Origin of the sequence: Neoroseomonas marina (assembly GCF_012927745.1) — a bacterium.
GTDB lineage: Bacteria > Pseudomonadota > Alphaproteobacteria > Acetobacterales > Acetobacteraceae > Neoroseomonas > Neoroseomonas marina.
Genome location: NZ_JABBKX010000001.1, coordinates 751630 through 772576 on the forward strand (window position 1 = coordinate 751630; position 20947 = coordinate 772576).

Annotated in this window: 20 protein-coding genes, 1 pseudogene and 1 riboswitch; of the genes and pseudogenes, 13 read left to right on the forward strand and 8 right to left on the reverse strand. The window is 70.9% G+C overall.

Annotated elements, in window-relative coordinates; genetic code table 11:
* Positions 1 to 13: 13 nt before the first annotated feature.
* Entirely contained in the window at positions 14 to 1129 is a 1116-nt protein-coding gene (locus tag GWK16_RS03655) for an HlyD family secretion protein (protein ID WP_170052576.1), read from the reverse strand.
* Positions 1130 to 1141: 12 nt separating this feature from the next.
* Positions 1142 to 1693 carry a MarR family winged helix-turn-helix transcriptional regulator gene (locus GWK16_RS03660; protein WP_211187042.1) on the reverse strand — a complete coding sequence of 184 codons (552 nt, stop codon included), beginning with the start codon at positions 1691 to 1693 and terminating at the stop codon, positions 1142 to 1144.
* A gap of 31 nt (positions 1694 to 1724) precedes the next feature.
* On the opposite strand from GWK16_RS03660, the gene GWK16_RS03665 reads away from it, so the two are divergent.
* The 4 genes from GWK16_RS03665 (at position 1725) to GWK16_RS03680 (ending at position 5958) form a co-directional block, all read left to right on the forward strand.
* Positions 1725 to 2045: a hypothetical protein gene (locus tag GWK16_RS03665; RefSeq protein WP_170052577.1), complete on the forward strand. Its 321-nt coding sequence runs from the start codon at positions 1725 to 1727 to the stop codon at positions 2043 to 2045.
* Between the two features lie 130 nt (positions 2046 to 2175).
* The gene (locus GWK16_RS03670; protein WP_338144394.1) at positions 2176 to 3513 is read left to right on the forward strand and encodes a ferredoxin reductase family protein; all 1338 of its coding nucleotides are present in this window, start codon (positions 2176 to 2178) and stop codon (positions 3511 to 3513) included.
* Between the two features lie 71 nt (positions 3514 to 3584).
* Positions 3585 to 4595, forward strand: coding sequence for a C-terminal binding protein (locus tag GWK16_RS03675; protein ID WP_338144395.1), 1011 nt, complete (start codon positions 3585 to 3587; stop codon positions 4593 to 4595).
* 226 nt (positions 4596 to 4821) lie between these two features.
* Positions 4822 to 5958, forward strand: coding sequence for an acyl-CoA dehydrogenase family protein (locus tag GWK16_RS03680; RefSeq protein WP_170052578.1), 1137 nt, complete (start codon positions 4822 to 4824; stop codon positions 5956 to 5958).
* Here the strand turns inward: GWK16_RS03680 and GWK16_RS03685 are convergent.
* Positions 5950 to 7332 (reverse strand): MATE family efflux transporter, encoded by a 1383-nt coding sequence (locus tag GWK16_RS03685; protein ID WP_338144396.1) that lies wholly within the window; start codon positions 7330 to 7332, stop codon positions 5950 to 5952. The genes GWK16_RS03680 and GWK16_RS03685 overlap by 9 nt on opposite strands.
* Before the next feature lie 97 nt (positions 7333 to 7429).
* On the opposite strand from GWK16_RS03685, the gene GWK16_RS03690 reads away from it, so the two are divergent.
* The 8 genes and pseudogenes from GWK16_RS03690 to GWK16_RS03725 all read left to right on the forward strand — a co-directional run bounded on the left by GWK16_RS03690 (position 7430) and on the right by GWK16_RS03725 (position 13986).
* Positions 7430 to 8461: an alpha/beta hydrolase gene (locus GWK16_RS03690; protein ID WP_170052580.1), complete on the forward strand. Its 1032-nt coding sequence runs from the start codon at positions 7430 to 7432 to the stop codon at positions 8459 to 8461.
* A 79-nt stretch (positions 8462 to 8540) separates the two neighbouring features.
* Positions 8541 to 8867 (forward strand): hypothetical protein, encoded by a 327-nt coding sequence (locus tag GWK16_RS03695; protein ID WP_170052581.1) that lies wholly within the window; start codon positions 8541 to 8543, stop codon positions 8865 to 8867.
* Positions 8868 to 9072: 205 nt separating this feature from the next.
* Positions 9073 to 10863: an IlvD/Edd family dehydratase gene (locus GWK16_RS03700; RefSeq protein WP_170052582.1), complete on the forward strand. Its 1791-nt coding sequence runs from the start codon at positions 9073 to 9075 to the stop codon at positions 10861 to 10863.
* Positions 10864 to 10874: 11 nt separating this feature from the next.
* Entirely contained in the window at positions 10875 to 11624 is a 750-nt protein-coding gene (locus tag GWK16_RS03705) for an SDR family oxidoreductase (protein WP_170052583.1), read from the forward strand.
* Positions 11625 to 11706: 82 nt separating this feature from the next.
* Entirely contained in the window at positions 11707 to 12555 is an 849-nt protein-coding gene (locus tag GWK16_RS03710; RefSeq protein ID WP_170052584.1) for a fumarylacetoacetate hydrolase family protein, read from the forward strand.
* Positions 12555 to 13031 carry a lysozyme inhibitor LprI family protein gene (locus GWK16_RS03715; RefSeq protein WP_170052585.1) on the forward strand — a complete coding sequence of 159 codons (477 nt, stop codon included), beginning with the start codon at positions 12555 to 12557 and terminating at the stop codon, positions 13029 to 13031. Before GWK16_RS03710 ends, GWK16_RS03715 begins: the two co-directional genes overlap by 1 nt.
* Positions 13032 to 13088: 57 nt before the next feature.
* Positions 13089 to 13337 (forward strand): annotated as a pseudogene (locus tag GWK16_RS03720) (YdhR family protein); the annotation flags it as partial.
* Positions 13338 to 13401: 64 nt separating this feature from the next.
* A complete protein-coding gene (locus GWK16_RS03725; protein ID WP_211187044.1) occupies positions 13402 to 13986 on the forward strand; it encodes a pyridoxamine 5'-phosphate oxidase family protein in 585 nt (194 codons plus the stop codon).
* A 7-nt stretch (positions 13987 to 13993) separates the two neighbouring features.
* Here GWK16_RS03725 and GWK16_RS03730 read toward each other — a convergent pair whose 3' ends face one another.
* From GWK16_RS03730 to GWK16_RS03740, 3 genes are read right to left on the reverse strand one after another with little or no spacing between them, the layout of a single operon-like run.
* Positions 13994 to 14617: a class II aldolase/adducin family protein gene (locus tag GWK16_RS03730; protein ID WP_338144397.1), complete on the reverse strand. Its 624-nt coding sequence runs from the start codon at positions 14615 to 14617 to the stop codon at positions 13994 to 13996.
* Positions 14614 to 14817 (reverse strand): hypothetical protein, encoded by a 204-nt coding sequence (locus GWK16_RS03735; protein ID WP_170052587.1) that lies wholly within the window; start codon positions 14815 to 14817, stop codon positions 14614 to 14616. The genes GWK16_RS03730 and GWK16_RS03735 overlap by 4 nt, the downstream gene beginning before the upstream one ends.
* Positions 14814 to 16349 (reverse strand): UxaA family hydrolase, encoded by a 1536-nt coding sequence (locus tag GWK16_RS03740; RefSeq protein WP_170052588.1) that lies wholly within the window; start codon positions 16347 to 16349, stop codon positions 14814 to 14816. The genes GWK16_RS03735 and GWK16_RS03740 overlap by 4 nt, the downstream gene beginning before the upstream one ends.
* Before the next feature lie 79 nt (positions 16350 to 16428).
* Positions 16429 to 16534, forward strand: a riboswitch (TPP riboswitch).
* A 78-nt stretch (positions 16535 to 16612) separates the two neighbouring features.
* Between GWK16_RS03740 and GWK16_RS03745 the strand changes: the two genes are divergently transcribed.
* The gene (locus GWK16_RS03745; RefSeq protein WP_170052589.1) at positions 16613 to 18184 is read left to right on the forward strand and encodes an ABC transporter substrate-binding protein; all 1572 of its coding nucleotides are present in this window, start codon (positions 16613 to 16615) and stop codon (positions 18182 to 18184) included.
* Between the two features lie 57 nt (positions 18185 to 18241).
* On the opposite strand, the gene GWK16_RS03750 is transcribed toward GWK16_RS03745, so the two are convergent.
* Both GWK16_RS03750 and aspS read right to left on the reverse strand, forming a co-directional pair.
* The gene (locus GWK16_RS03750) at positions 18242 to 19102 is read right to left on the reverse strand and encodes an EipB family protein (protein ID WP_170052590.1); all 861 of its coding nucleotides are present in this window, start codon (positions 19100 to 19102) and stop codon (positions 18242 to 18244) included.
* A gap of 34 nt (positions 19103 to 19136) precedes the next feature.
* Positions 19137 to 20939 carry an aspartate--tRNA ligase gene (gene aspS / locus GWK16_RS03755; RefSeq protein ID WP_170052591.1) on the reverse strand — a complete coding sequence of 601 codons (1803 nt, stop codon included), beginning with the start codon at positions 20937 to 20939 and terminating at the stop codon, positions 19137 to 19139.
* Positions 20940 to 20947 lie beyond the last annotated feature (8 nt).

Consider the following 20947-nt stretch of genomic DNA (forward strand, 5'->3'; position numbering starts at 1 on the left):
GGCACGGCGCGCCTCAGAACAGGTCCGAGAGGCTGCGGCGATGGCCCGTGTCGATCGTCGCCACCACGCTCATGCCCGCGCGCAGCGGCGGGGCGCCCTCGGCCGCATCGACCTGCACGCGCACCGGCACGCGCTGGACCACCTTCACCCAGTTGCCGCTGGTGTTCTGGGCCGGCAACACCGAGAACTGCGCGCCGGTCGCCGGTGCGATGGACTGCACGTGCCCATGCCAGGTACGGCCCGGATAGGCGTCGACGGTGAAGGTGACGTCGTTGCCCGGACGGACATGGGTCAGGTCCGTCTCCTTCGGATTCACCTCGATCCAGGCGCGGGCGGACCCGACCAGGCCGAGCGCCGGCGTCGCCGCGGCGAGATACAGGCCCGGCTGCACCGCCTCCACGCGCGTCACTACGCCGTCGAAGGGCGCGCGCACGGTGCTGTGCGCCCATTGCCGCCGCGCCTCGTCGAGCGCGGCCTGCGCCTGCATCACCTCGGGCTGGCGTTCGACCGGCAGGTCGGGATCGCCGCCGAGGCGCGCCAGCTGCACCACCGCCTGCTGGCGGAGGCTCGCGAGCTGCTGTTCCGCCCGCTGCAGCCCGAAGCGCGAATCATCGTAGGACGCGCGGGACACGGCGGAGGTGTGCACGAGGCTCTGGGCGCGCTCGAACTGCGCGCGGGCGAGGTCGACGGCCGCTTCCTGCGCCGCGACGTCGCGCTGCATGCGCGTGAGGTCCTCCCGCAGCGCGGTCACCGACAGGACCGCCTGCCGCAACCGCGCCTCGGCGCCGGCCGCCGCGATCTCGAAGGGCCTGGGGTCGAGGCTGTAGAGCACCTCGCCCGCACGGACCTGCTGGCCCTCATGCACCGGCACGTCGCGCACGATGCCGGCGACGTCGGTCGAGACCATCAGCAGGTCGGCGTGGACATAGGCGTTGTCGGAGGACACGTAGCGTCCGCCCGACAGCCAGCCCCATCCCGCCGTACCGATCGCCGCGACGATGCCCGCTGCCATCAGCGCATGGCGCAGGCGCCGCCGGCGCGTCGCCTCGGGGTCGGGGTCGCGGATGGGCGTGGCCGCGCTCGCGCGCTCCATCGCGCGCGGCGCTTCGTTCAACGGGCCTTCAGGCATGGCAGTCGGTCCTCAGGCGGCCTCGTCCGGCACCCGGTCGCCGGACAGAAGCTCGGATTTCATGTTCAGCAGCGCCTCGACCACCTGGTGGACCGTCTCGCGGTCCAGCCCGGCGGTGATGCGGGCATGGAGTTCGGCGCGGTAGGCTTCGATGCGCGCCAGGATGGGCGCCGCGTCGGGCGTCAGGTGCAGGCGCCAGATGCGGCGATCGAAAGGATCGGGCCGGCGTTCCACCAGGCCCCTTCCCTGCAGCCGGTCGACCAGACGCCCCACCGTGATCGGCTCGACCTCCAGCGCGTCGGCCAGTTCCTTCTGGCTGAGCCCGCCCATGCGTTCGAGCCGCGCGAGGATCACCCATTGAGCCCGGGTCATCCCGTCCTCCCGCGCCCGCCGGTCGGCGTTGATGCGCACGAGGCGGCCGACATCGGAGAGCAGGAAGAGCAGATCGCGGTCGAGGGGGACTGGCATAGCGGGAGTGATAATAAGCAGCGTTATGATTTGCCGCAATGGATGCCTTCTCATTTTCCGATCGGGCTTGCGCAATTGTTCGCGATTGCGGATCATTCGCAAATATTCCGCGACGGAGCCTTCCCGCATGTCCCGCACCACCCTGCTGCCGCTTGCGGCGGCGCTCCTTGCGCTCGGCGCCTGCGAAGGCCCGCAGCAGATCCTCGCCGACGAGCAGTCCGTCGCGACCGACGTCGCGCTCCGCCGCGCCCGCTTCGAGATGAACTGCCCCGCCGCCACCGCGACGGTGCTGTCGAGCCAGCTGCTGCAGCCCGCCGCCTGGCGCGGCATCGAACGCGCCGAATACACGATCGGGATCAGCGGCTGCGGGCAGCGCGTCACCTACATCACCATGTGCCAGCTCGGCTCCCCGAGCTGCGTGGCGGTCCGCGGCCAGGGCGGTGCCTGACGCGCCGGCCCGACCCCACCGGGCCGCGGTCCGCCTTGAGCCACCTCAACCAAGGGAGGACGGTCCGCGCTAGGGTTCCACCAGATAGCCGCGGAGCCTCGCGGCCATGCGGCATGGAGCGCGGTGACGCGTGGGACGGATCAAGACAGCCCTCTGGGGCCTGCCCGGGCTGCTGTTCGCGCTGTGGATCGCAGCCGACCCTCTCGCCCTGGCGGCGACCGGCTTCTTTCCCCTTCGGTCCGGGATGGTGCAAGCCACCGGCCTCCTGGCGATGGGCTGCATGTCCGCCGCGATGATCCTGGCGCTGCGCCCACGATGGCCGGAACGCTGGTTCGATGGCCTCGACAAGATGTACCGGCTGCACAAGTGGCTTGGCATCGGCGGGCTGGCGCTCTCGATCGTCCACTGGCTGTGGGCGCAGGGCCCCAAATGGGCCGTGGGCTATGGCTGGCTCGAACGTCCGGCGCGTGGACCGCGCCCTCCGCCGGGCAGCGGCATCGAGCAGGCGCTGCGCGGCCTGCGCGGCACCGCGGAGGACATCGGCGAATGGGCATTCTACGCCGCGGTGCTGCTGATCCTGGTCGCGCTGGCCACGCGCATACCCTACCGCCTCTTCTACAAGACGCACCGGTGGGTGGCGCTCGTCTACCTGGTGCTGGTCTTCCATTCCGTGGTCCTGACCGATTTCGCCTACTGGACGACGCCACTCGGCGTCGTGCTGGCGGTCCTGCTGGCCTGTGGCGCCTCCGCGGCGGTGGTCGTATTGCTGCGGCGGGTGGGCGCCGGGCGGCAGGTGCGCGGGACCATCGCGGCCCTCACCTACTATCCGGAGCTGCGCGTGCTCGAAGGCGAGGTCTCGGTCCCCGATGGCTGGCCGGGCCACCGCGCCGGCCAGTTCGCCTTCGTCACCTCGGACGAGGCGGAGGGCGCGCATCCCTACACCATCGCCTCCGCCTGGCATCCCGATGAGCGGCGACTCACCTTCATCACCAAGGCGCTCGGCGACCACACGAGCAGGCTGCGCGACCGCCTGAAGGTCGGGCATCCGGTGACGGTCGAAGGCCCCTATGGCTGCTTCACCTTCGACGACGACCGGCGGTGCCAGGTCTGGATCGGCGCCGGCATCGGCATCACGCCCTTCATCGCCCGCATGAAGCAGATCGCGCAGGACCGGCCGGTACCGGGACAGGAGATCCATCTTTTCCACCCGACCTCCGACTTCAGCGCGGAGGCGATCGCGAAGCTCACCGCCGATGCGGCGCGCGCCGGCGTCCGCCTGCACGTGCTGCATGACGCGCGCGACGGCCGGCTCAACGGCGAGCGCATCCGCGCCGCTGTGCCCGCCTGGCGGGAGGCCAGCCTCTGGTTTTGCGGGCCGGTCGGCTTCGGCGCGGCCCTGCGGCGGGACTTCGCGGCGCAGGGCCTGCCGCCCTCCCGCTTCCACCAGGAACTCTTCGCCATGCGCTGAGCGCGGGTTGCGCGGCAGGCCGGCGGCCCGCATCCTCCGCCGCACGAAGCCGCCAAAGGGGGAACCGCCAGGTGACGCTGACCGTGCTCGAGCCCGAGGGGCTCTATCCCGACACTTCGCTCGAGCAGCGCATCATGGGCCCCTCGGTCCGCATCGTGCAGGGAGCGTGCAAATCCTCGCTCGCCGAACTGCCCGACGAGCTGTGCCAGCAGGCCGATGCGCTGATGACGCTGCGCATGGCCGTCCCCGCCGATCAGATCGCGCGCTTTCCCAATCTGCGCGTCATCATCCGCATGGGCGTGGGCTATGACCGCGTCGACCGCGCGGCCGCTGCGGCGCGGGGCATCAAGGTCTGCAACGTGCCGGACTACGGCACGCAGGAAGTGGCGGAATTCGCGGTGCTGATGGCGCTCGCGCTGCGCCGCGGCCTCACGCTCTATCACGACACCCAGCGCGGCCCGAACCCCGCGCCCTGGGCCGTGATGCGCCATCCCGCGGTGCGTCGGCAGGAGGTGCAGACCTTCGGCATCCTCGGCCTCGGCCGCATCGGCACGGCCGCGGCGCTGCGCGCCAAGGCGCTCGGCTATCGCGTGGTGTTCTATGATCCGGCGCTGCCCAATGGCGCCGACCGGGCCATCGGCGTCACGCGCTGTCGCACCATGGACGAGATGCTCGCCCAGGCCGACGTGCTCTCGATCCACTGCCCGCTGACGCGCAACACACGCGGGCTGGTCGGCGAGCGAGAGCTGCGCCTGCTGCCGCAGAACGCCGTCGTCATCAACACGGCGCGCGGGCCGATCCTCGACATCGACGCGCTCGAGCGCGTGCTGCGCGAGGGGCACATCGCCGCGGCGGGCCTCGACGTCATTCCGGTCGAACCGCCGGTGGAACCCATCCCCGCCCTGCTCCGCGCCTATCGCGACAAGGAGGAATGGCTGAACGGGCGCCTCATCATCTGCCCGCACATCGCCTTCCACACGCCGGAGGCGTGGGACGACATCCGGCTGAAGGCGGCTGAGACGATGCGGGACGTGCTGGTCGAAGGGCGGAACACGAATGTGATTCCGCCGGAGAGCGACTGATTGCGCTTAACGACGAATTGGAGGGGCCTTGCCCCTCCAAGCCACCCCACCAAAGGCCGAAAGGCCTTTGGGAACCTCGACATGGCACCGTGCACGACGGTCGAGACGATCACACGGCGCAGCATTTGCGCCGGAGACATGAAGTGATGGTTTGCAAAGGCCTTTCGGCCTTTGCCGGGGAGGTCCGGAGGGGCGGAGCCCCTCCGTCACGCCCACCGAGGACATCATGATCCGCAGCACCGAAGCCCACGCCACCCGCCTCAAGGCCGCGCGCACCCTGGTCGAGGACATCCTGATCCCCGCCGAGGCGCAGATGGACGCCGAGGACCGCATGCCCGACGCGGCCCGCGCCGCGCTGCGCGCGCACGGCCTGTTCGGCATCTCGATCCCCGAAGCCTTCGGCGGCCTCGGCCTGACGATGGAGGAAGAGGCCGGGCTGATGCTGGTCCTCGGCCGCGCCGCACCCGCCTATCGCGCGGTCTATGCGCTCAACAGCGGCGGCGCGGCGCAGATCCTGCTGCGTGCGGGCAGCGAGGCGCAGAAGGCGCAATGGCTGCCGGGCCTCGCCAGCGGCGCGAGGATCGCCTGCTTCTGCCTGTCCGAACCCGAGGCCGGGTCCGACGCAGCGGCGCTGCAGACCACCGCGCGGCGCGAGGGGGACGGCTGGCGCCTCGACGGACGCAAGCGCTGGGTCACCAACGCGCCCGAGGCCGGCATGCTGATGGTCATGGCCCGCACGGGCGGAGAAGGCGCGCGCGGCATCTCCGCCTTCGCGATCGACCCCGCCACGCCCGGCATCCACATCCAGCCGGCGCAGTCCAAGATGGGCATGCGCGGCGCGCTCACCGCCGACATCGTGTTCGACGATGCGCGCATCCCAGCCGATGCGCTGGTCGGCGCGGAAGGCGACGGGCTGAAACTCGCCCTCGCCGGTCTCGACAAGGTGCGGCTGCATCTCGCGGCCCTGTCCGCGGGGCTGATGGAACGGCTGATCGACGAAGGCCGCGCCCATGCGCTGCGCCGCCGCCAGTTCGGCAAGCCGCTCGCCGACCAGCCCGCCATCGGCGCCCTGCTGGCGGACAGCGCGGCGGAAGCGCTCGCCGCGCGCTGCATGGCGCTCGAGCTCGCCCGCGCGCGGGACGACGGCACGCTGCGCCCGGCCGACGCCGCGGCGGCGAAACTCTTCGCGACCGAGGCGCTCGGCCGCGTCGCCGACCGCGTCCTGCAGGTCCATGGCGGCGAGGGCTACATGACCGGCAGCGCAGCCGAGCGCCTCTATCGCGACGTGCGGCTGCTGCGCATCCTCGACGGCACTTCGGAGATCCAGCGCCTGGTCGTCGCGCGCGGGCTCTTTTCAGCCTAGCTCACGCCGCGACACCGCCCGCCAGCGGCGCAGCATCAGCACCGCCACGATGGCGAGCCCGACACCGAGGCCGACCCAGACCCCCATCGGCCCCAGCCCGCCGACATGCGCGACGAACAGGCCGAAGGGCAGCCCGATCCCCCAATAGCCCAGCGCCGCGAACAGCATCGGCACGCGCGTATCCTTCAACCCGCGCAGCGCGCCCGCCGTGACCACCTGGATCCCGTCGCCGAGCTGGAAGAAGCCCGCCACCATCAGCAGCGTGGCGCCGAGTGCCGCGACCTCGGCCGCCGTCGCATCCGCAGGGTTGAGGAAGACCCATGCGATCACCGGCGACATCGTCACCAGCATCACCGCCATCGCCGCCATGAAGGTGGCGCCGAGCCCGATCGCGACCCAGCCGGCCCGCGCCGCCGCGGCCGCATCGCGCGCACCGGCCGCGAGACCCACCCGCGCCGTCGCTGCCTGCCCGATGCCCATCGGCACCATGAAGGTCGCGGACGCCGTCTGGATCGCGATGGCGTGCGCCGCGACCGCCGTCGCGCCGAACCACCCCATGGCGAGGGCCGCTGCCGAGAACACCCCGATTTCGAGCAGCATCGCCGCGGCGATCGGCAGCCCGACCACGAACACCTCCCGCATGCGGGCCGGCTGCGGCCGCCAGGCGCGACCCAGAAGATGAAAGCGCCGGAACACCCGATCGCGGCGGATCAGCACCAGGGTCGCGATCACCATGCCCCAGTTCGCGAGGCTCAGCGCCAGCCCCGCCCCGGCGACGCCGAGTCCCGCCGGGAAGATCAGTGCCCAGGCGATGGGCAGGTTCAGCACCACTGCCGCGAGCGAGATCCACATCGCGCCCGCGGGCCGCTCCATGGCCGCGAGGAATCCCCGCAGCACCACGAAGGCGCAGAAGCCGGGCATGCCGAACATCGCCGCCCGCGCATACTCCTGCGCCAGCGCCGCCAGCACCGGATCCTGCCCCAGCGCCCGCAGCACCGCCTCGGTCTGCCACAGCAACAGCCAGGACGGCAGCAGCGCCAGGCCCACCGCCCAGAGCGCCGAACGCGTCGCGCGCCGCATGCCGCGCACCCAGCCCCGCCCGGCCCCGCCGACCAGGCGCCCCGCCCCGCGCACCTGCGCCTGCAGCGGCGCCGCCGCGAAGGCGAGCCCGAGCCCCGGCGCCAGCAGCGCGAAATACAGACTGACGGCGAGCATCCCGCCGGCGAGCGCCTCGGTCCCGAGATGGCCGAGCAGCGCCGTCTCGGTCAGCGCGAGCGCCATCTGCGACAGGTTGGTGAAGACGATCGGCAGCGAAAGCACGAGCGTCGCTCGCGCTTCCGTGCGCCAATCGGGCGATGCGGGCGTTCCCGTCACCGCCGCATGTCCGGCGTCCATTGTCCTGCATCTAGCCTCGGACGGTGCGCGACGCCACCGGCCGCGCTATCTGTGCGACGACAGCACGGAGAAACACATGCATCGCCGGATGTTGATCGCCGCTCCGCTCGCCGCCCCGCTGGCCGCGACACGCGTCTCCGCCCAGGGCGTGACGCTCGCGACCGAGGAGTACATGCTGCCGACCGGCGACGCCGGCATCGAGGTCTTCCTGCGCAACAAGCGGCCGGAGGAGACGACGCGCTTCACGCCGACGCGCACGCTGCTGTTCGTCCATGGGGCGACCTATCCGGCGCATGCCGCCTTCGACCTGCCGCTCGGCGGCCTGTCCTGGATGGACTACATCGCCTCGCGCGGATTCGACGTCTGGTGCCTGGACCTGCGCGGCTATGGCCGCAGCACGCGCCCGCCGCAGATGGCCCAGCCGCCTGAGGCGAACCCGCCGATCGTGCGCGCCGACGTCGCGCTGCAGGACATCACCGCCGCCGCCGCCTTCATCCGCCAGCACCGCAGCGTGCCGCGCCTGATCCACATGGGCTGGTCCTGGGGCAGCACGCTGATGGGCCGCTTCGCCGCGGAGAATCCGGGCAATGTCGAGCGCCTCGTACTCTTCGCCCCGCCCTGGGTCTCGCAGGGAGCGACCACCGCCACCGCGCCGCTCGGCGCGTACCGCACCGTCACCCAGGCCCAGGCGCGCGAACGGTGGATGAACGGCGTGCCGGAGGCCAAGCGCGCCGCCCTGATCCCGCCCGGCTGGTTCGAGCATTGGGCCGGCGTCACCTGGGCCACCGACCCCGAGGGCCTGCGCCGCAACCCCTCCGTCCTGCGCGCACCCAACGGCGTGCTGCAGGATTTCCGGGAGTTCGAGCAGGCCGGCCGCCCCTCCTGGGATCCCGCCAAGGTCACCGCGCCGACGCTGCTCGTCGTCGGCGAATGGGACCACGATACGCCGCCCGCCATGGCGGCTGCGCTCTTTCCGCTGCTCACGAACAGCCCGGGCAAGCGCCTGGTGATGCTGGGCGAGGGCACGCACACCATGCTGCTCGAGCGCAATCGCGGCGTGCTCTATTCGACGGTGCAGGCCTTCCTCGAGGAAAGCGCGGCGTCCTGAAGCGCTTCATCAACACGCAACGTCATTTCTGTAACAATGCCGGGGCCGCCGATTCGGCGGTCCTTCCGAGAGTCACGCCATGCATTTCCGCCGCAGCCTTGTCGCCGTCGCCGCCGTCGCGCTCGCCCTGAGCGGTGCCGCCAGCGCACAGACCACCGATCCGTCCTTCCGGCTGAACAACCGGTCCAACGTCACCATCATGGAGCTCTACGTCTCCTCCTCGGCCGACCGGAACTGGGGCCAGGATCGCCTCGGCGCCAATGTCCTCGCGCCCGGCCAGAGCTTCATCGTCCGCCTGCCCGATGGCCAGTGCGTCAACGACATCCGCATCGTCCCGCAGAGCGGCCAGCCGATCGAGCGCATGCAGATCAACACCTGCAACCTCACGGACATCAACTTCCCCTGATCCGGACCGCGCTGCCGGGGCGTGCGATCGGATGGCGGCGCAGCCTGTGGCTGCGCCGCTTTTTCATGCGCCGGGCCCGTTGCGGCGCCGCGGCAGGACCCAGGTAGCCAAGACCCGACGGCAGGGAAGACCACCTGGGCCCACGCCAGATTGACAACCCGCCGCCGCGCTCCGCAGGCTCCGGTCAAAGGCTGGAGGGACCGCCATGGCCGAGAGCGATCAGACGAAACGCGCCTTCCGGCTGCGCAGCGAGCGCTGGTTCAACGACCCGACCGATCCGGGCATGACCTCGCTCTACATCGAGCGGATGCTCAATTTCGGCATGACGCGCGCCGAACTGCAGTCCGGCCGCCCGATCATCGGCATCGCCCAGACCGGTTCCGACATCGCGCCGTGCAACCGCCACCACATCGCGCTCGCCGAACGGGTGAAGGCCGGCATCCGTGATGCGGGCGGCGTGCCGCTCGAATTCCCCGTCCATCCGGTGCAGGAAACGCTGAAGCGCCCGACCGCGGCGCTGGATCGCAACCTGCAGTACCTCTCGCTGGTCGAGATCCTGCACGGCTACCCGATGGACGGCGTCGTGCTGACCATGGGCTGCGACAAGACCACGCCCGCGCAGCTCATGGGTGCCGCGACGGTCAACATCCCGGCGATCGGCCTGTCGGGCGGGCCGATGCTCGACGGCTACTGGAAGGGCCGCCTGGCGGGCTCCGGCACCATCGTGTGGGAAGCGCGCAAGATGCTCGCCGCCGGCGAGATCGACAACGACACCTTCATCGAGATGGTGGCCGCGAGCGCGACCTCGGTCGGGCATTGCTCGACCATGGGCACGGCGCTGTCGATGAACTCGCTCGCCGAAGCCGTCGGCATGTCGCTGACCGGCTGCGCCGCCATCCCCAGTCCCTACCGCCAGCGCGGCCAGATCGCCTACGAGACCGGACGGCGCATCGTCGAGATGGTCGAGGCGAACCTCCGCCCCTCCGACATCATGACGAAGAAGGCCTTCGAGAACGCGGTGGCGGTGGCGAGCGCCATCGGTGCGTCGTCCAACTGCCCGATCCACATGGTCGCGATCGCCCGCCATATGGGCGTCGACCACACGGTCGAGGACTGGCAGCGCGTCGGCGCCGACATCCCGCTGCTGGTCGACTGCCAGCCCGCCGGGCGCTTCCTCGGCGAGGCCTTCTACCGCGCCGGCGGCGTGCCCGCGGTGATGAAGCAGTTGCTCGATGCCGGGCTGCTGCACGGCGACGTGATGACCGTCACCGGCAGGACGGTCGCCGAGAACCTCGCCGGCATCCCCGCGCCCGACCCCGAGGTGATCCGCCCCCTCGCGAAGCCGATGAAGGAACGTGCCGGCTTCGTCGTTCTGTCGGGCAACCTGTTCGACAATGCGGTGATGAAGATCTCCGTCATCGACAAGGCCTTCCGCGACCGGTTCCTGTCGAACCCGCCCGATGTGTTCGAAGGCAAGGTCGCGGTCTTCGAAGGCCCCGAGGACTATCACGCGCGCCTCGACGACCCCGCGCTCGGCATCGACGAGAAGACGGTCCTGGTGATCCGCAATTGCGGCCCGGTCGGCTATCCCGGTGCTGCGGAAGTGGTGAACATGCAGCCGCCCGCGGCCCTGATCAAACGCGGCGTCGGCGCGCTGCCGACCATGGGCGACGGGCGGCAATCGGGCACCTCGGGCTCGCCCTCGATCCTCAATGTCTCGCCCGAAGCCGCGGTCGGCGGTGGCCTCGCGCTGCTCAGGGACGGCGACCCGATCCGCATCGACCTCAACACCCGCAAGGTCGACGTGCTGATCCCGGCCGAGGAGCTCGCCGCCCGCCGCGCCGCCTGGAAGGCGCCGGAGCTGCTGAACAGGACGCCGTGGGAGGAGATCTACCGCAACTCGGTGGGCAGCCTCGGCACCGGCGGCTGCCTCGAGCCCGCGACGCTGTACCTCAACATCCTCGAGACGCGCGGCGAGAGCCGCCACAACCACTGAAGGACGCGGCCATGAGCGGACGCCTCGCCGGCAAGCGCTGCTTCGTCACCGCCGCGGGCCAGGGCATCGGCCGCGCCGCCGCCCTCGCCATGGCGGCGGAGGGGGCGACCGTCGTCGCCACCGACCTCGATGCCCACAAGGTCGGCGAGCTCGGCGCGCGCGGCATCACCCACTTCCCGCTGAACGTGCTGGACGACGCGGCGGTGGAGGAAGCGGCGAAGCAGGCCGGGCCGATCGACATCCTGTTCAACTGCGCCGGCTATGTGCACCAGAACACCATCCTGTCCTGCACGGACGAGGAATGGTCCTTCGGCTTCGCGCTCAACGTGCGCGCCATGTGGAAGGTCGCCCGCGCCTTCCTGCCCGGGATGCTCGAGCGCAAGCGCGGCAGCATCGTCAACATGTCGAGCGCCTGTTCCTCGGTGAAGGGTGCGCCGAACCGCTTCCTGTATGGCACCACCAAGGCGGCGGTGATCGGCCTGACCAAGTCGATCGCGACCGAGTACGTCTCGCAGGGCATCCGCTGCAACTGCCTCTGCCCCGGCACGGTGGACACGCCGTCGCTGCACGACCGCATCTCCGCCAACGCGGCGGCGGCGGGTTCGGTCGAAGCGGCGCGGGCCGCCTTCGTCGCGCGGCAATTGATGGGCCGGCTCGCCACCGCCGAGGAGATGGCCGCCCTCGTCGTCTACCTCGCCTCGGACGAAAGCGCCTTCGTCACCGGTCAGTCCATCGTCATCGACGGCGGCTGGACCCTGTAATTCCCGTAAGGCCGGGCCGCTTCCGGGCCCGGCCGATCCCTGGCATTCTCCGCCCCCCAACGACAGGTTCAGGAATACGCCGATGAAGCTGCTGCGCTACGGACCCGCCGGCCAGGAGAAGCCCGGACTCTTGGACGCGGACGGCGCCATCCGCGACCTGTCCGGCGTTATCCCGGACCTCTCGGGCGACGCCCTCTCCCCGGCCGTGCTGGCCAAGATCGCGGCGCTCGACCCTACCTCGCTGCCCAAGGTCTCGGGCAATCCGCGCCTGGGTCCGCCGGTGACGGGGATGAAGAACCTGGTCTGCATCGGCCTGAACTACGCCGACCACGCGGCCGAAACCGGCGCCCCGATCCCCAAGGAGCCGATCGTCTTCCTCAAGTCGCTCAACGCTCTGTCGGGCCCGAATGACGACGTCGTCATCCCCCGCAACAGCGTGAAGACCGACTGGGAGGTCGAGCTCGCGATCATCATCGGCACCCGTGCCAAGTACGTGTCGGAGGAGAACGCCCTCGACCACGTCGCCGGCTATGCCGTCGGCAACGACGTCTCGGAGCGCGAATGGCAGGCCGAGCGCGGCGGCGCCTGGGACAAGGGCAAGGGCTTCGACACCTTCGGCCCGCTCGGCCCCTGGCTGGTGACCAAGGACGAGATCCCCGACCCGCAGAACCTCGCGATGTTCTGCGACGTGGACGGCGTCCGCCAGCAGGACGGCTCGACGCGCACGATGATCTTCGGCGTGAAGCAGGTCATCGCCTATGTCAGCCAGTGCATCACGCTGAACCCGGGCGACGTGATCTTCACCGGCACGCCACCGGGCGTGGGCCTCGGCAAGAAGCCGACGCCGGTGTTCCTCAAGGCGGGCCAGACGATGCGCCTCGGCATCGCGGGCCTCGGGGAGCAGCAGCAGAAGCTGGTGGCCTCGTCGTGATGCGCGCCACGCTCCTCGCCGTCGTCCTGCTCGCGCCCGGCATCGCCGCGGCGCAGCAGCAACAGCAGCAGCGCCAGGCGCAGCAGCCGCGCCAGCCCGACCTCGCCACCGAGGTCGAGCGCAACATGCGCACCTGCATGGGCAATTCGCAGGACACCGCGCTCGCCGCCCGCTGCATGGACGGCCAGCGCGCGGCGATTGCCCCGCGCCTCGACAACGCCGTGCAGCGGCTGCTCGCGACCCAGCAGGACCCGGCGCGCCGGGCCGCCCTGGCCGAGGTGCAGGCCGCCTGGGTCGCCTATCGCGACCGGCGTTGCGACTTCGCCGGCAGCAACCCCGAACGCGCCACCGAGGCCGCCGCCGACCGTGCCGCCTGCCTGCTGCAGTTCGACGTGGGCCGCGCGATCGAGATCGAGCAGTTCCTCAACCCGCCGCCGCCGCCCGCGCAGCGCCAGCAGCAACAGCAGCGGCGGTGAGCGAGGGGCCGACCCTCGTCATCTTCGACGTCCGGCCCGCCCGGCGGGCCGGAGGAGGCGACGGCCATGCGCGCGCTCGCCGAGGACATCGCCGCCGAACCTGACCTGCTCTGGAAGACCTGGACGGAAGCGGCCGAGCAGCAGCGCGCCGGCGGCATCTACCTGTTCCGTTCCCGCGCCGCGGCCGAGGCCTATCACCGCAAGCACGCCGCGCGCCTCACCGCTGCCGGGATCACCGGCATCGAGGCGACCTACCGCAGCTTCAACGGCCCGCTGACGGCCATCACCCGCGGCCCGGTCTGCTGATTTCACGGCCGGATCGTCCCGGGACGGCGTAACGTCCCCGCGCTTCCAGCGCGGAGGTCCATCCATGGTCATGTTCCACCAGGGCAGCCGGGACCTGCAGGACGCTTTCGGGTCCCGACCCCTCGCCGATCGCCTGGTCGAGAAGCTGCGCCGGTCCGCCTTCACCGAGGAGGACGCCGCCTTCATCGCCTCGGTGCGCTTCTTCTTCCTCGCCACCGCGGATGCCGAGGGGCGGCCCGACTGCTCCTACAAGGGCGGCGATCCGGGCTTCGTGCGCGTGGCGGCGCCGGATCTGCTCGTCTTCCCCGACTACGACGGCAACGGGATGTTCAAGAGCCTCGGCAACATTGCGGCCAATCCGCATGTCGGGCTGCTCTTCATCACCATGGAGGACCGCCCGCGCCGCCTGCGCGTGAACGGCACGGCGCGGGTCGTGCTGGACGATCCGTTGATGGCGGATTTCGAAGGCGCCCAGGCGCTGGTGCGCGTCACGCCGGACGACATCTTCCCCAACTGTCCGCGCAACATCCCGCGCTACGCGCTGCAGGACGCCTCGCCCTACATTCCCCGCTGCGGCGAGGCGCGCGTCGAACCCGCCTGGAAGACCTTCGAGATCTTCGCGGACGTGGTGCCGCCCCGGAAAGCGTGAGGCGCCCTCAGCGCCCGTAATCGGCGAACTGCGCGGCCGCCTCGGCCAGTTCGCGGTCGTTCAGCAGGACCGGCTGCAGCCCGGCGGCCAGCAGGTCGAGATACTGCCCCGCGAGGTTATCCACCTCGAAGGCCAGCGTCAGCGCGGCGGCGAGCGTCGCGCCCGTCGCGACGACGCCGTGGTTCGCCAGCAGCACTGCCCGTCGTCCCTCGAGCGCGACGACACAGTTCCGCGCCAGCGCCTCGGTGCCGAAGGTCGCGTGCTCGGCGCAGCGCACCTCGCCGCCGGCCATCAGCACCATGTAGTGGAAGGGCGGAATGCCACGCCGCGCGCAGGACAGTGCCGTCGCGCGCGGGCTGTGCGTGTGCACCACCGCCCCCACCTCCGGCCGCGCCGCATGGACAGCAGCATGCAGCCGCCATTCCGAGGACGGACGGCGATGCCCCCGCAGCACCGCGCCCGCGGTATCGACCTGCACCAGGTCGGCCTCGGTGAGGTCCGCATAGGGCAGCCCCGCCGGCGTCACGAGGAAGCCGCCGTCGCAGCGGACCGACAGGTTGCCCGACTTGGACGGCATCATCCCCGCGGCATCGAGCCGCCTGGCCGCGGCGACGATCTCCGCCGCCGTCACGCGGCCGTCTCCGACAGCGCCGCCGCGAGGCCGGCGAGCAGCATGCACCCCACCGCGCAGCCCCAGCGCAGCAACGTCGTGCGCATCAGCGGCCGCGCTTCGGGCGGCACGCGGTCCGACATCACGAACCAGTCCCAGCCGTTGAACAGCAGCCGCGATCCGTCGATCCGGACGGCAAGCGCCTGCAGCGCGGAACTCACATCGTCGCCCCGAGCACCCAGGGGGCGAATTCCTGCGCGCCGAAGCCCATCGCCTCGCTCTTCGTCGGCGCGCCCGATGCGGTGCGCAGCATCAGCTCGAAGATGCGCTGCCCGCACTGCTCCACCGTCTCCTCGCCGGTGACGATGGTGCCGCAATTGATGTCCATGTCCTCGGACAGGCGTTCATACATCGCGGAATTGGTCGCGAGCTTGATCGACGGCGCCGGCTTCATGCCGAACACCGACCCGCGCCCCGTGGTGAAGCAGACCATGTTCGCCCCGCCGGCGACCTGCCCGGTCGCGGCCACCGGGTCGTAGCCCGGCGTGTCCATGAAGACGAAGCCCTTGGCGGTGACGGGCTCGGCATAGCGATAGACGTCGACCAGGTTCGTCGTCCCCGCCTTGGCCATGGCGCCGAGCGACTTCTCGAGGATCGTCGTCAACCCGCCCGCCTTGTTGCCGGGCGAGGGGTTGGCGTTCATCTCCGCCCCCTCGCGCTCGGTGTAGCGCTCCCACCACTGCATGACGTCGACGAGCTTCTGGCCGACCTCCTGGCTCACCGCGCGGCGCGTCAGCAGGTGCTCGGCGCCATAGGTCTCGGGGCTTTCGGACAGGATCACCGTGCCGCCATGCCGCACCACCAGGTCGGAGGCCGCGCCCAGGGCCGGGTTCGCGGTAATGCCCGAATACCCGTCCGATCCGCCGCATTGCAGGGCGATGCACAATTCGGACGCCGGCACCGGCTCGCGCGTCACCGCATTCGCCTCCGCCAGCACCTCCTTCACGAAGTCCATGCCCTTCAGCACGGTCGCGCGCGACCCGCCGCTGTCCTGGATGTCCATGCTCCGCAGCCGGCCCGTCAGCTTCTGCTCCTCGAGCATCGGGCCGAGTTGGTTCACCTCGCAGCCGAGGCCGATGGCGATGACATGGGAGAAGTTCGCATGCCGCGCGAAGCCCGCGAGCGTCCGGCGCAGCACGCGGAGCGGCTCGTCCATCGTCATGCCGCAGCCGGTCTTGTGCGTCAGCGCCACGACGCCGTCGACATTGCCCCATTCGGCCAGCGGATCGGCGCCGGTGATCGGGTTGCGCTCGAACTGCCGCGCGATGAGTTCGGCCACATGCGCCGAGCAGTTCACCGAGGTGACGATGCCGATGTAGTTGCGCGTCGCCACGCGCCCGTCCGCCCGGCGGATGCCCATGAAGGTCGCCGGTGCGTCGACATAGGCCGTCGGCTTCGCATCCACGCCCCAGGCATAGTCGCGCGAGAAATCACCCATCTCGCAATTGTGGGTGTGGACCCAGGCGCCGGGCTCGATGGCGTCGGTGGCGAAGCCGATGATCTGGCCGTAGCGGCGGATCGGCTCGCCCTTGGCGATGGGACGCACCGCCACCTTGTGCCCCGCGGGGATGCGCCGCGCGCCCACGGTGACGCCCGGGGCGACCTCGGTTCCCGGCTGCAGCAGCTGGCGTGCGATGACGACGCCGTCCTCGGGGTGCAGGCGGATCACGGGGGAAAGCGTCGTGCTGCTCATCGTGGCGGTCCTGGGCGTTCCTGGGCGGCGGCAGTCTAGACCCCGCTTGCGCCGCGCGGCCACTCGGCGCATGAAGACGCTGGACACCTTGGGGAGCCCATCGGGGCTGAGAGGCGGGCTTCACCCGCGACCCATGGAACCTGATCCGGTTCGGACCGGTGTAGGGAACGGTGCCACCCGTTCGTCCGCGCGTTCAGCCCCTCATCGGGCAGCGCGCGGCCATGCGCGGGACCCCGATCCCCTCCCCGGCCATGGAGGGGACGATGCTGAACCGCCGCTCGCTGCTCGCCGCCACCGCCGCCGCGCCCTTCGCGCGCGCCGCCACGGCCCAGACCGCCCGCGCCCGCACGCTGCGCTTCATGCCGCAGGCGGCCCTCGCAGTGCTGGACCCGATCTTCAACCCCACCACCATCGTCACGACGCATGGCTACTGCGTCTTCGACACGCTGTACGGCGCCGACCGCGCGCTGCGGCCGCATCCGCAGATGGCCCAGGGGCACGAGACCTCGGCCGACGGCCTGACCTGGACGATCCGCCTCCGCGAAGGCCTGCTGTTCCACGACGGCGAGCCGGTGCGCGCCAGGGATTGCGTCGCCTCGATCCGCCGCTGGGCGGTGCGCGACGCCTTCGGCCAGGTGATGATGGGCGCGGTGAACGAGATCGTCGCGACCGACGACCGCACCATCGCCTTCCGGCTCAAGCGTCCCTTCCCCGCGCTGCTCGACGCGCTGGCCAAGCCCGCCGCCTCCCCCTGCTTCATGATGCCGGAGCGCACGGCGAACACGCCCGCCGACCGCGCGATCACCGACATGACCGGCAGCGGCCCGTGGAAGTGGGTCGCCGGCGAGTTCGTCCAGGGCAGCCGCGCCGTCTACGTGAAGAACGAGCACTACGTCCCGCGCGCCGAACCCGCCGATGCCGCCGCCGGCGGCAAGGTGGTGAACTTCGACAGGCTCGAACTGGTCTGGATGGATGGCGGCACCGCCGCCGCGGCGCTGCGGACCGGGGAGATCGACTGGATCGAGTACCCGCTGCCCGACCTGGTGCCGGTGCTGCAGCGCGACCGCGGCGTGACCACGCAGGTCTACGACCCGAACGGCTTCCTCGGCTTCCTGCGCTTCAACTGCCTGCATCCGCCCTTCGACAAGGTCGAGGTACGCCGCGCCTTTCGCGACATCCTGGTGCAGCCGGACTACATGCAGGCCGTGGCACTGGAAGGCGACTGGCGCGAATGCCACGCCGTCTTCCCCTGCGGCCTGCCGCAGGTGGTGGAATTCCCGCCCGCGCCGCGCGGCCCGGCCGCGATGGACCGCGCCCGCGCCGCGCTGCGCGATGCCGGCTACCGCGGCGAGCCCATCGTGATCGCCAATCCGACCGACTTCCCGGCGGTCACCCAGCAGGGGCGCGTCACGGCGGACCTGATGCGGCGCCTCGGCGTCAATGTCGACCTGGTCGAGGCCGACTGGGCCACCACCATCGCCCGCCGCGCCAACAGGAACCCACCGGCCCAGGGCGGGTGGAACCTGCACAACACCAACTTCCCCGCGGCCGGCATCGCCAATCCGGCGCTCTCGCCCATCATCCGCATGCATGGGGAACGCGCCTGGTTCGGCTGGCCGACCGATGCGGGGGTCGAGGAACAGGTCCAGGCCTGGATCGACGCGCCGACCGCCGAGGCCCAGACGACCGCCATGCGCCGCGTGCAGGACCTGGCGTGGGAGGCGGTGCCCTTCGCGCCGACCGGCCTGTTCCGCCTGCGCACGGCCTTCCGGTCCGACATCACCGGCGTGCTGCAGGGGCCGAACCCCTTCGTGTGGAACCTCAAGCGGGGATAGGGGCAGCCCCCGCGACGGCCGAGCAGCGCGAAGGCGTCGCCTCCGCGCGCCCCGGCGTCAGCAGCCGCCGGGGATCGGCTCCAGCTTCACCATCCGGCCGTCGACGACGAATTCACGGAAATCCATCTGCATCTCGTCGGCGACGCCGTTCTCCCAGTAGCGCAGGGAGACCTCATAGGACGGCGTGGTCGCCCCGCCGCCCTGCTGCTGCGCTTCGCGATCGAAGAAGGCGATGCGCATGCGCACCGACCCGAAGGGCGACAGCATCGGGAAATCGGCGTTGTCACGCGGCGCGTCCCAGGCCGACATCACCGTGGTCGTATCCTGCGCACCGTCGTCCGAGGTACCGTCGAACAGGGGCGCGACCAGCAGTCGCTGCCCGGCCCGGGCCGCGTTCAGCGACGCGATGGTATGGAAGTTCGGCAGGATGGTGCCGGCAGGCAGCCGCACCTCCTTCTGCTCCGGGTCGGTGTAGCGCGCGACGCCCGAGCCGTCCGGACCGATCTCGGCCTCGCCCGAGATGCGCTGCGTCACCGCGCCCTGCGTCATCTGCGTCAGGCTGAAGCGGATCCGCCGCCCGTCCTTGCTCTCGAAGGTCGAGTAGTCCGACGCCGTCTCGAGGTCCGTCCCGTCCCGGTCGGTCAGCGTCAGCGAGAATCGCTGGCGCGTCGCCCAGCCGTCGCAGGCGTCCACCACCTCGTAGACCATCGCGCCCTCGGCGCGGGCGATGTTGCCCGGGTCCCGCGCGCGGGACAGGCTGAGCCTGTACGCCGCGCGATGCGGAACCAGGTGCCGCGCCTCCACCTGCTGGCCCTGCGGGACCGGGGTGCCGAGCGGCGCCGCGGGAGCCTGGGCATGGCCCACGGGGGCGGCCAGCGTGGCGGCCAGGCAGAGGACGGAAAGAAGGCTCGGCCGCATCACGGTCTCCAGGCGAGAGGACAGGACCCGGAACTTAGGGTGTCTTTGGCCCGGCCGCACCCTTCGCGGGCGGAAGATCGAGCTTGATGTGCAGTTCCTTGAGCCGCGCCGCCGGCACCGGCGCCGGCGCCTGCATCATCAGGTCCTCGCCCTGCTGGTTCAGCGGGAAGAGGATGACCTCGCGGATATTGGGCTCGTCGGCCAGCAGCATGACGATGCGGTCGATGCCCGGCGCCGAGCCGCCATGCGGCGGAGCGCCGTAGCGGAAGGCATTCAGCATGCCGCCGAAACGGTCCTCGACGTCCTGCGCCGTGTAGCCCGCGATCTCGAAGGCGCGGATCATGATGTCGGGCCGATGGTTGCGGATCGCGCCCGAGGACAGTTCCACCCCGTTGCACACGATGTCGTACTGGAACGCCTTGATGTCCAAGGGGTTCATCGTGTTCAGCGCCTCGAGCCCGCCCTGCGGCATCGAGAAGGGGTTGTGGCTGAAGTCGATCTGCTTGGTGTCTTCGTTCAGCTCGTACATCGGGAAGTCGACGATCCAGCAGAAGCGGAACTCGTCCTTCGCGATCAGCCCGAGCTCCTCGCCGAGCCGCGTGCGCACCTTGCCGGAGAACTTCGGCGCCTCGTCCTTCTTGCCCGCGGCGAAGAAGACGGCGTCGCCCGGGTTCAGACCACAGGCGACACGGATCGCCTCGACGCGGTCGGCCTCGAGGTTCTTCGCGATCGGCCCCTTCGGCCCGTCCGCGGCGAACTGGATGTAGCCGAGCCCGCCCGCGCCCTCGGCGCGCGCCCACTCGTTGAGCTTGTCGAAGAAGCCGCGCGGCTTGTCGGCCGCGCCCGGCGCCGGCACCGCGCGGACGATGCCGCCCGACGCCGCGATCTTCGCGAACAGCCCGAAGCCCGACCCCGCGAAGTGTGCGGTGACGTCGGTGATCCTGAGCGGGTTGCGCAGGTCCGGCTTGTCCGAGCCATAGACCAGCATCGCCTCGTCATACGGAATGCGCGGGAAAGGCGCGCCGTAGACCTTCCGCTCGCCCGCGAACTCCTCGAACACGCCGGCGATCACCGGCTCGATCGCGGCGAAGACGTCCTCCTGCGTGACGAAGCTCATCTCGAAGTCGAGCTGGTAGAACTCGCCCGGCGAACGGTCGGCGCGGGACGCCTCGTCGCGGAAGCAGGGCGCGATCTGGAAGTAGCGGTCGAAGCCCGCGACCATCGCGAGCTGCTTGAACTGCTGCGGCGCCTGCGGCAGCGCGTAGAAGGTGCCCGGATGGTTGCGCGATGGCACCAGGAAGTCGCGCGCGCCTTCGGGGGAGGACGCGGTCAGGATCGGCGTCTGGAACTCGGTGAAGCCCTGCTCGATCATGCGGCGGCGGATCGATGCGATGACCCCCGCGCGGAGCAGGATGTTGCGCTTCTGCTTCTCGCGCCGCAGGTCGAGGAAGCGGTACTTCAGGCGCAGCTCCTCGGGGAATTCCTGGTCGCCGGCGACCTGGATCGGCAGCACCTCGGCGGCGGACTGCACCGCCATCTCATGGACGCGGATCTCGACCTCGCCGGTCGGCAGCTTGTCGTTGACGGTGCCGGCCTCGCGCAGCACGACCTCGCCGGTGACGGTGATGACGCTCTCGGGCCGCACGGCTTCCGCCGCGTCGAACACGACCGAGCCCGAGGGGAAGACGCACTGCGTCAGCCCGAACCGGTCCCGGAGGTCGACGAAGAGCAGCCCGCCATGGTCGCGCTTGCGATGCACCCAACCCGAGAGCCGCACAATCTTGCCGGCGTCGGAGGCGCGAAGGGCGCCGCAATTGTGGGTGCGATAGGCGTGCATGGGCGGAA

What these genes read in the sequence shown, in the direction of transcription:
- GWK16_RS03715 (WP_170052585.1), top strand. Translation starts at nt 12,555, where the DNA reads ATGCGCGCCACGCTCCTCGCCGTCGTCCTGCTCGCGCCCGGCATCGCC.
- GWK16_RS03665 (WP_170052577.1), top strand. Translation starts at nt 1,725, where the DNA reads ATGTCCCGCACCACCCTGCTGCCGCTTGCGGCGGCGCTCCTTGCGCTC.
- GWK16_RS03710 (WP_170052584.1), top strand. Translation starts at nt 11,707, where the DNA reads ATGAAGCTGCTGCGCTACGGACCCGCCGGCCAGGAGAAGCCCGGACTC.
- GWK16_RS03750 (WP_170052590.1), bottom strand. Translation starts at nt 19,102, where the DNA reads ATGCGGCCGAGCCTTCTTTCCGTCCTCTGCCTGGCCGCCACGCTGGCC.
- GWK16_RS03680 (WP_170052578.1), top strand. Translation starts at nt 4,822, where the DNA reads ATGATCCGCAGCACCGAAGCCCACGCCACCCGCCTCAAGGCCGCGCGC.
- aspS (WP_170052591.1), bottom strand. Translation starts at nt 20,939, where the DNA reads ATGCACGCCTATCGCACCCACAATTGCGGCGCCCTTCGCGCCTCCGAC.
- GWK16_RS03745 (WP_170052589.1), top strand. Translation starts at nt 16,613, where the DNA reads ATGCTGAACCGCCGCTCGCTGCTCGCCGCCACCGCCGCCGCGCCCTTC.
- GWK16_RS03740 (WP_170052588.1), bottom strand. Translation starts at nt 16,349, where the DNA reads ATGAGCAGCACGACGCTTTCCCCCGTGATCCGCCTGCACCCCGAGGAC.
- GWK16_RS03700 (WP_170052582.1), top strand. Translation starts at nt 9,073, where the DNA reads ATGGCCGAGAGCGATCAGACGAAACGCGCCTTCCGGCTGCGCAGCGAG.
- GWK16_RS03705 (WP_170052583.1), top strand. Translation starts at nt 10,875, where the DNA reads ATGAGCGGACGCCTCGCCGGCAAGCGCTGCTTCGTCACCGCCGCGGGC.
- GWK16_RS03695 (WP_170052581.1), top strand. Translation starts at nt 8,541, where the DNA reads ATGCATTTCCGCCGCAGCCTTGTCGCCGTCGCCGCCGTCGCGCTCGCC.
- GWK16_RS03660 (WP_211187042.1), bottom strand. Translation starts at nt 1,693, where the DNA reads ATGATCCGCAATCGCGAACAATTGCGCAAGCCCGATCGGAAAATGAGA.
- GWK16_RS03655 (WP_170052576.1), bottom strand. Translation starts at nt 1,129, where the DNA reads ATGCCTGAAGGCCCGTTGAACGAAGCGCCGCGCGCGATGGAGCGCGCG.
- GWK16_RS03725 (WP_211187044.1), top strand. Translation starts at nt 13,402, where the DNA reads ATGGTCATGTTCCACCAGGGCAGCCGGGACCTGCAGGACGCTTTCGGG.
- GWK16_RS03690 (WP_170052580.1), top strand. Translation starts at nt 7,430, where the DNA reads ATGCATCGCCGGATGTTGATCGCCGCTCCGCTCGCCGCCCCGCTGGCC.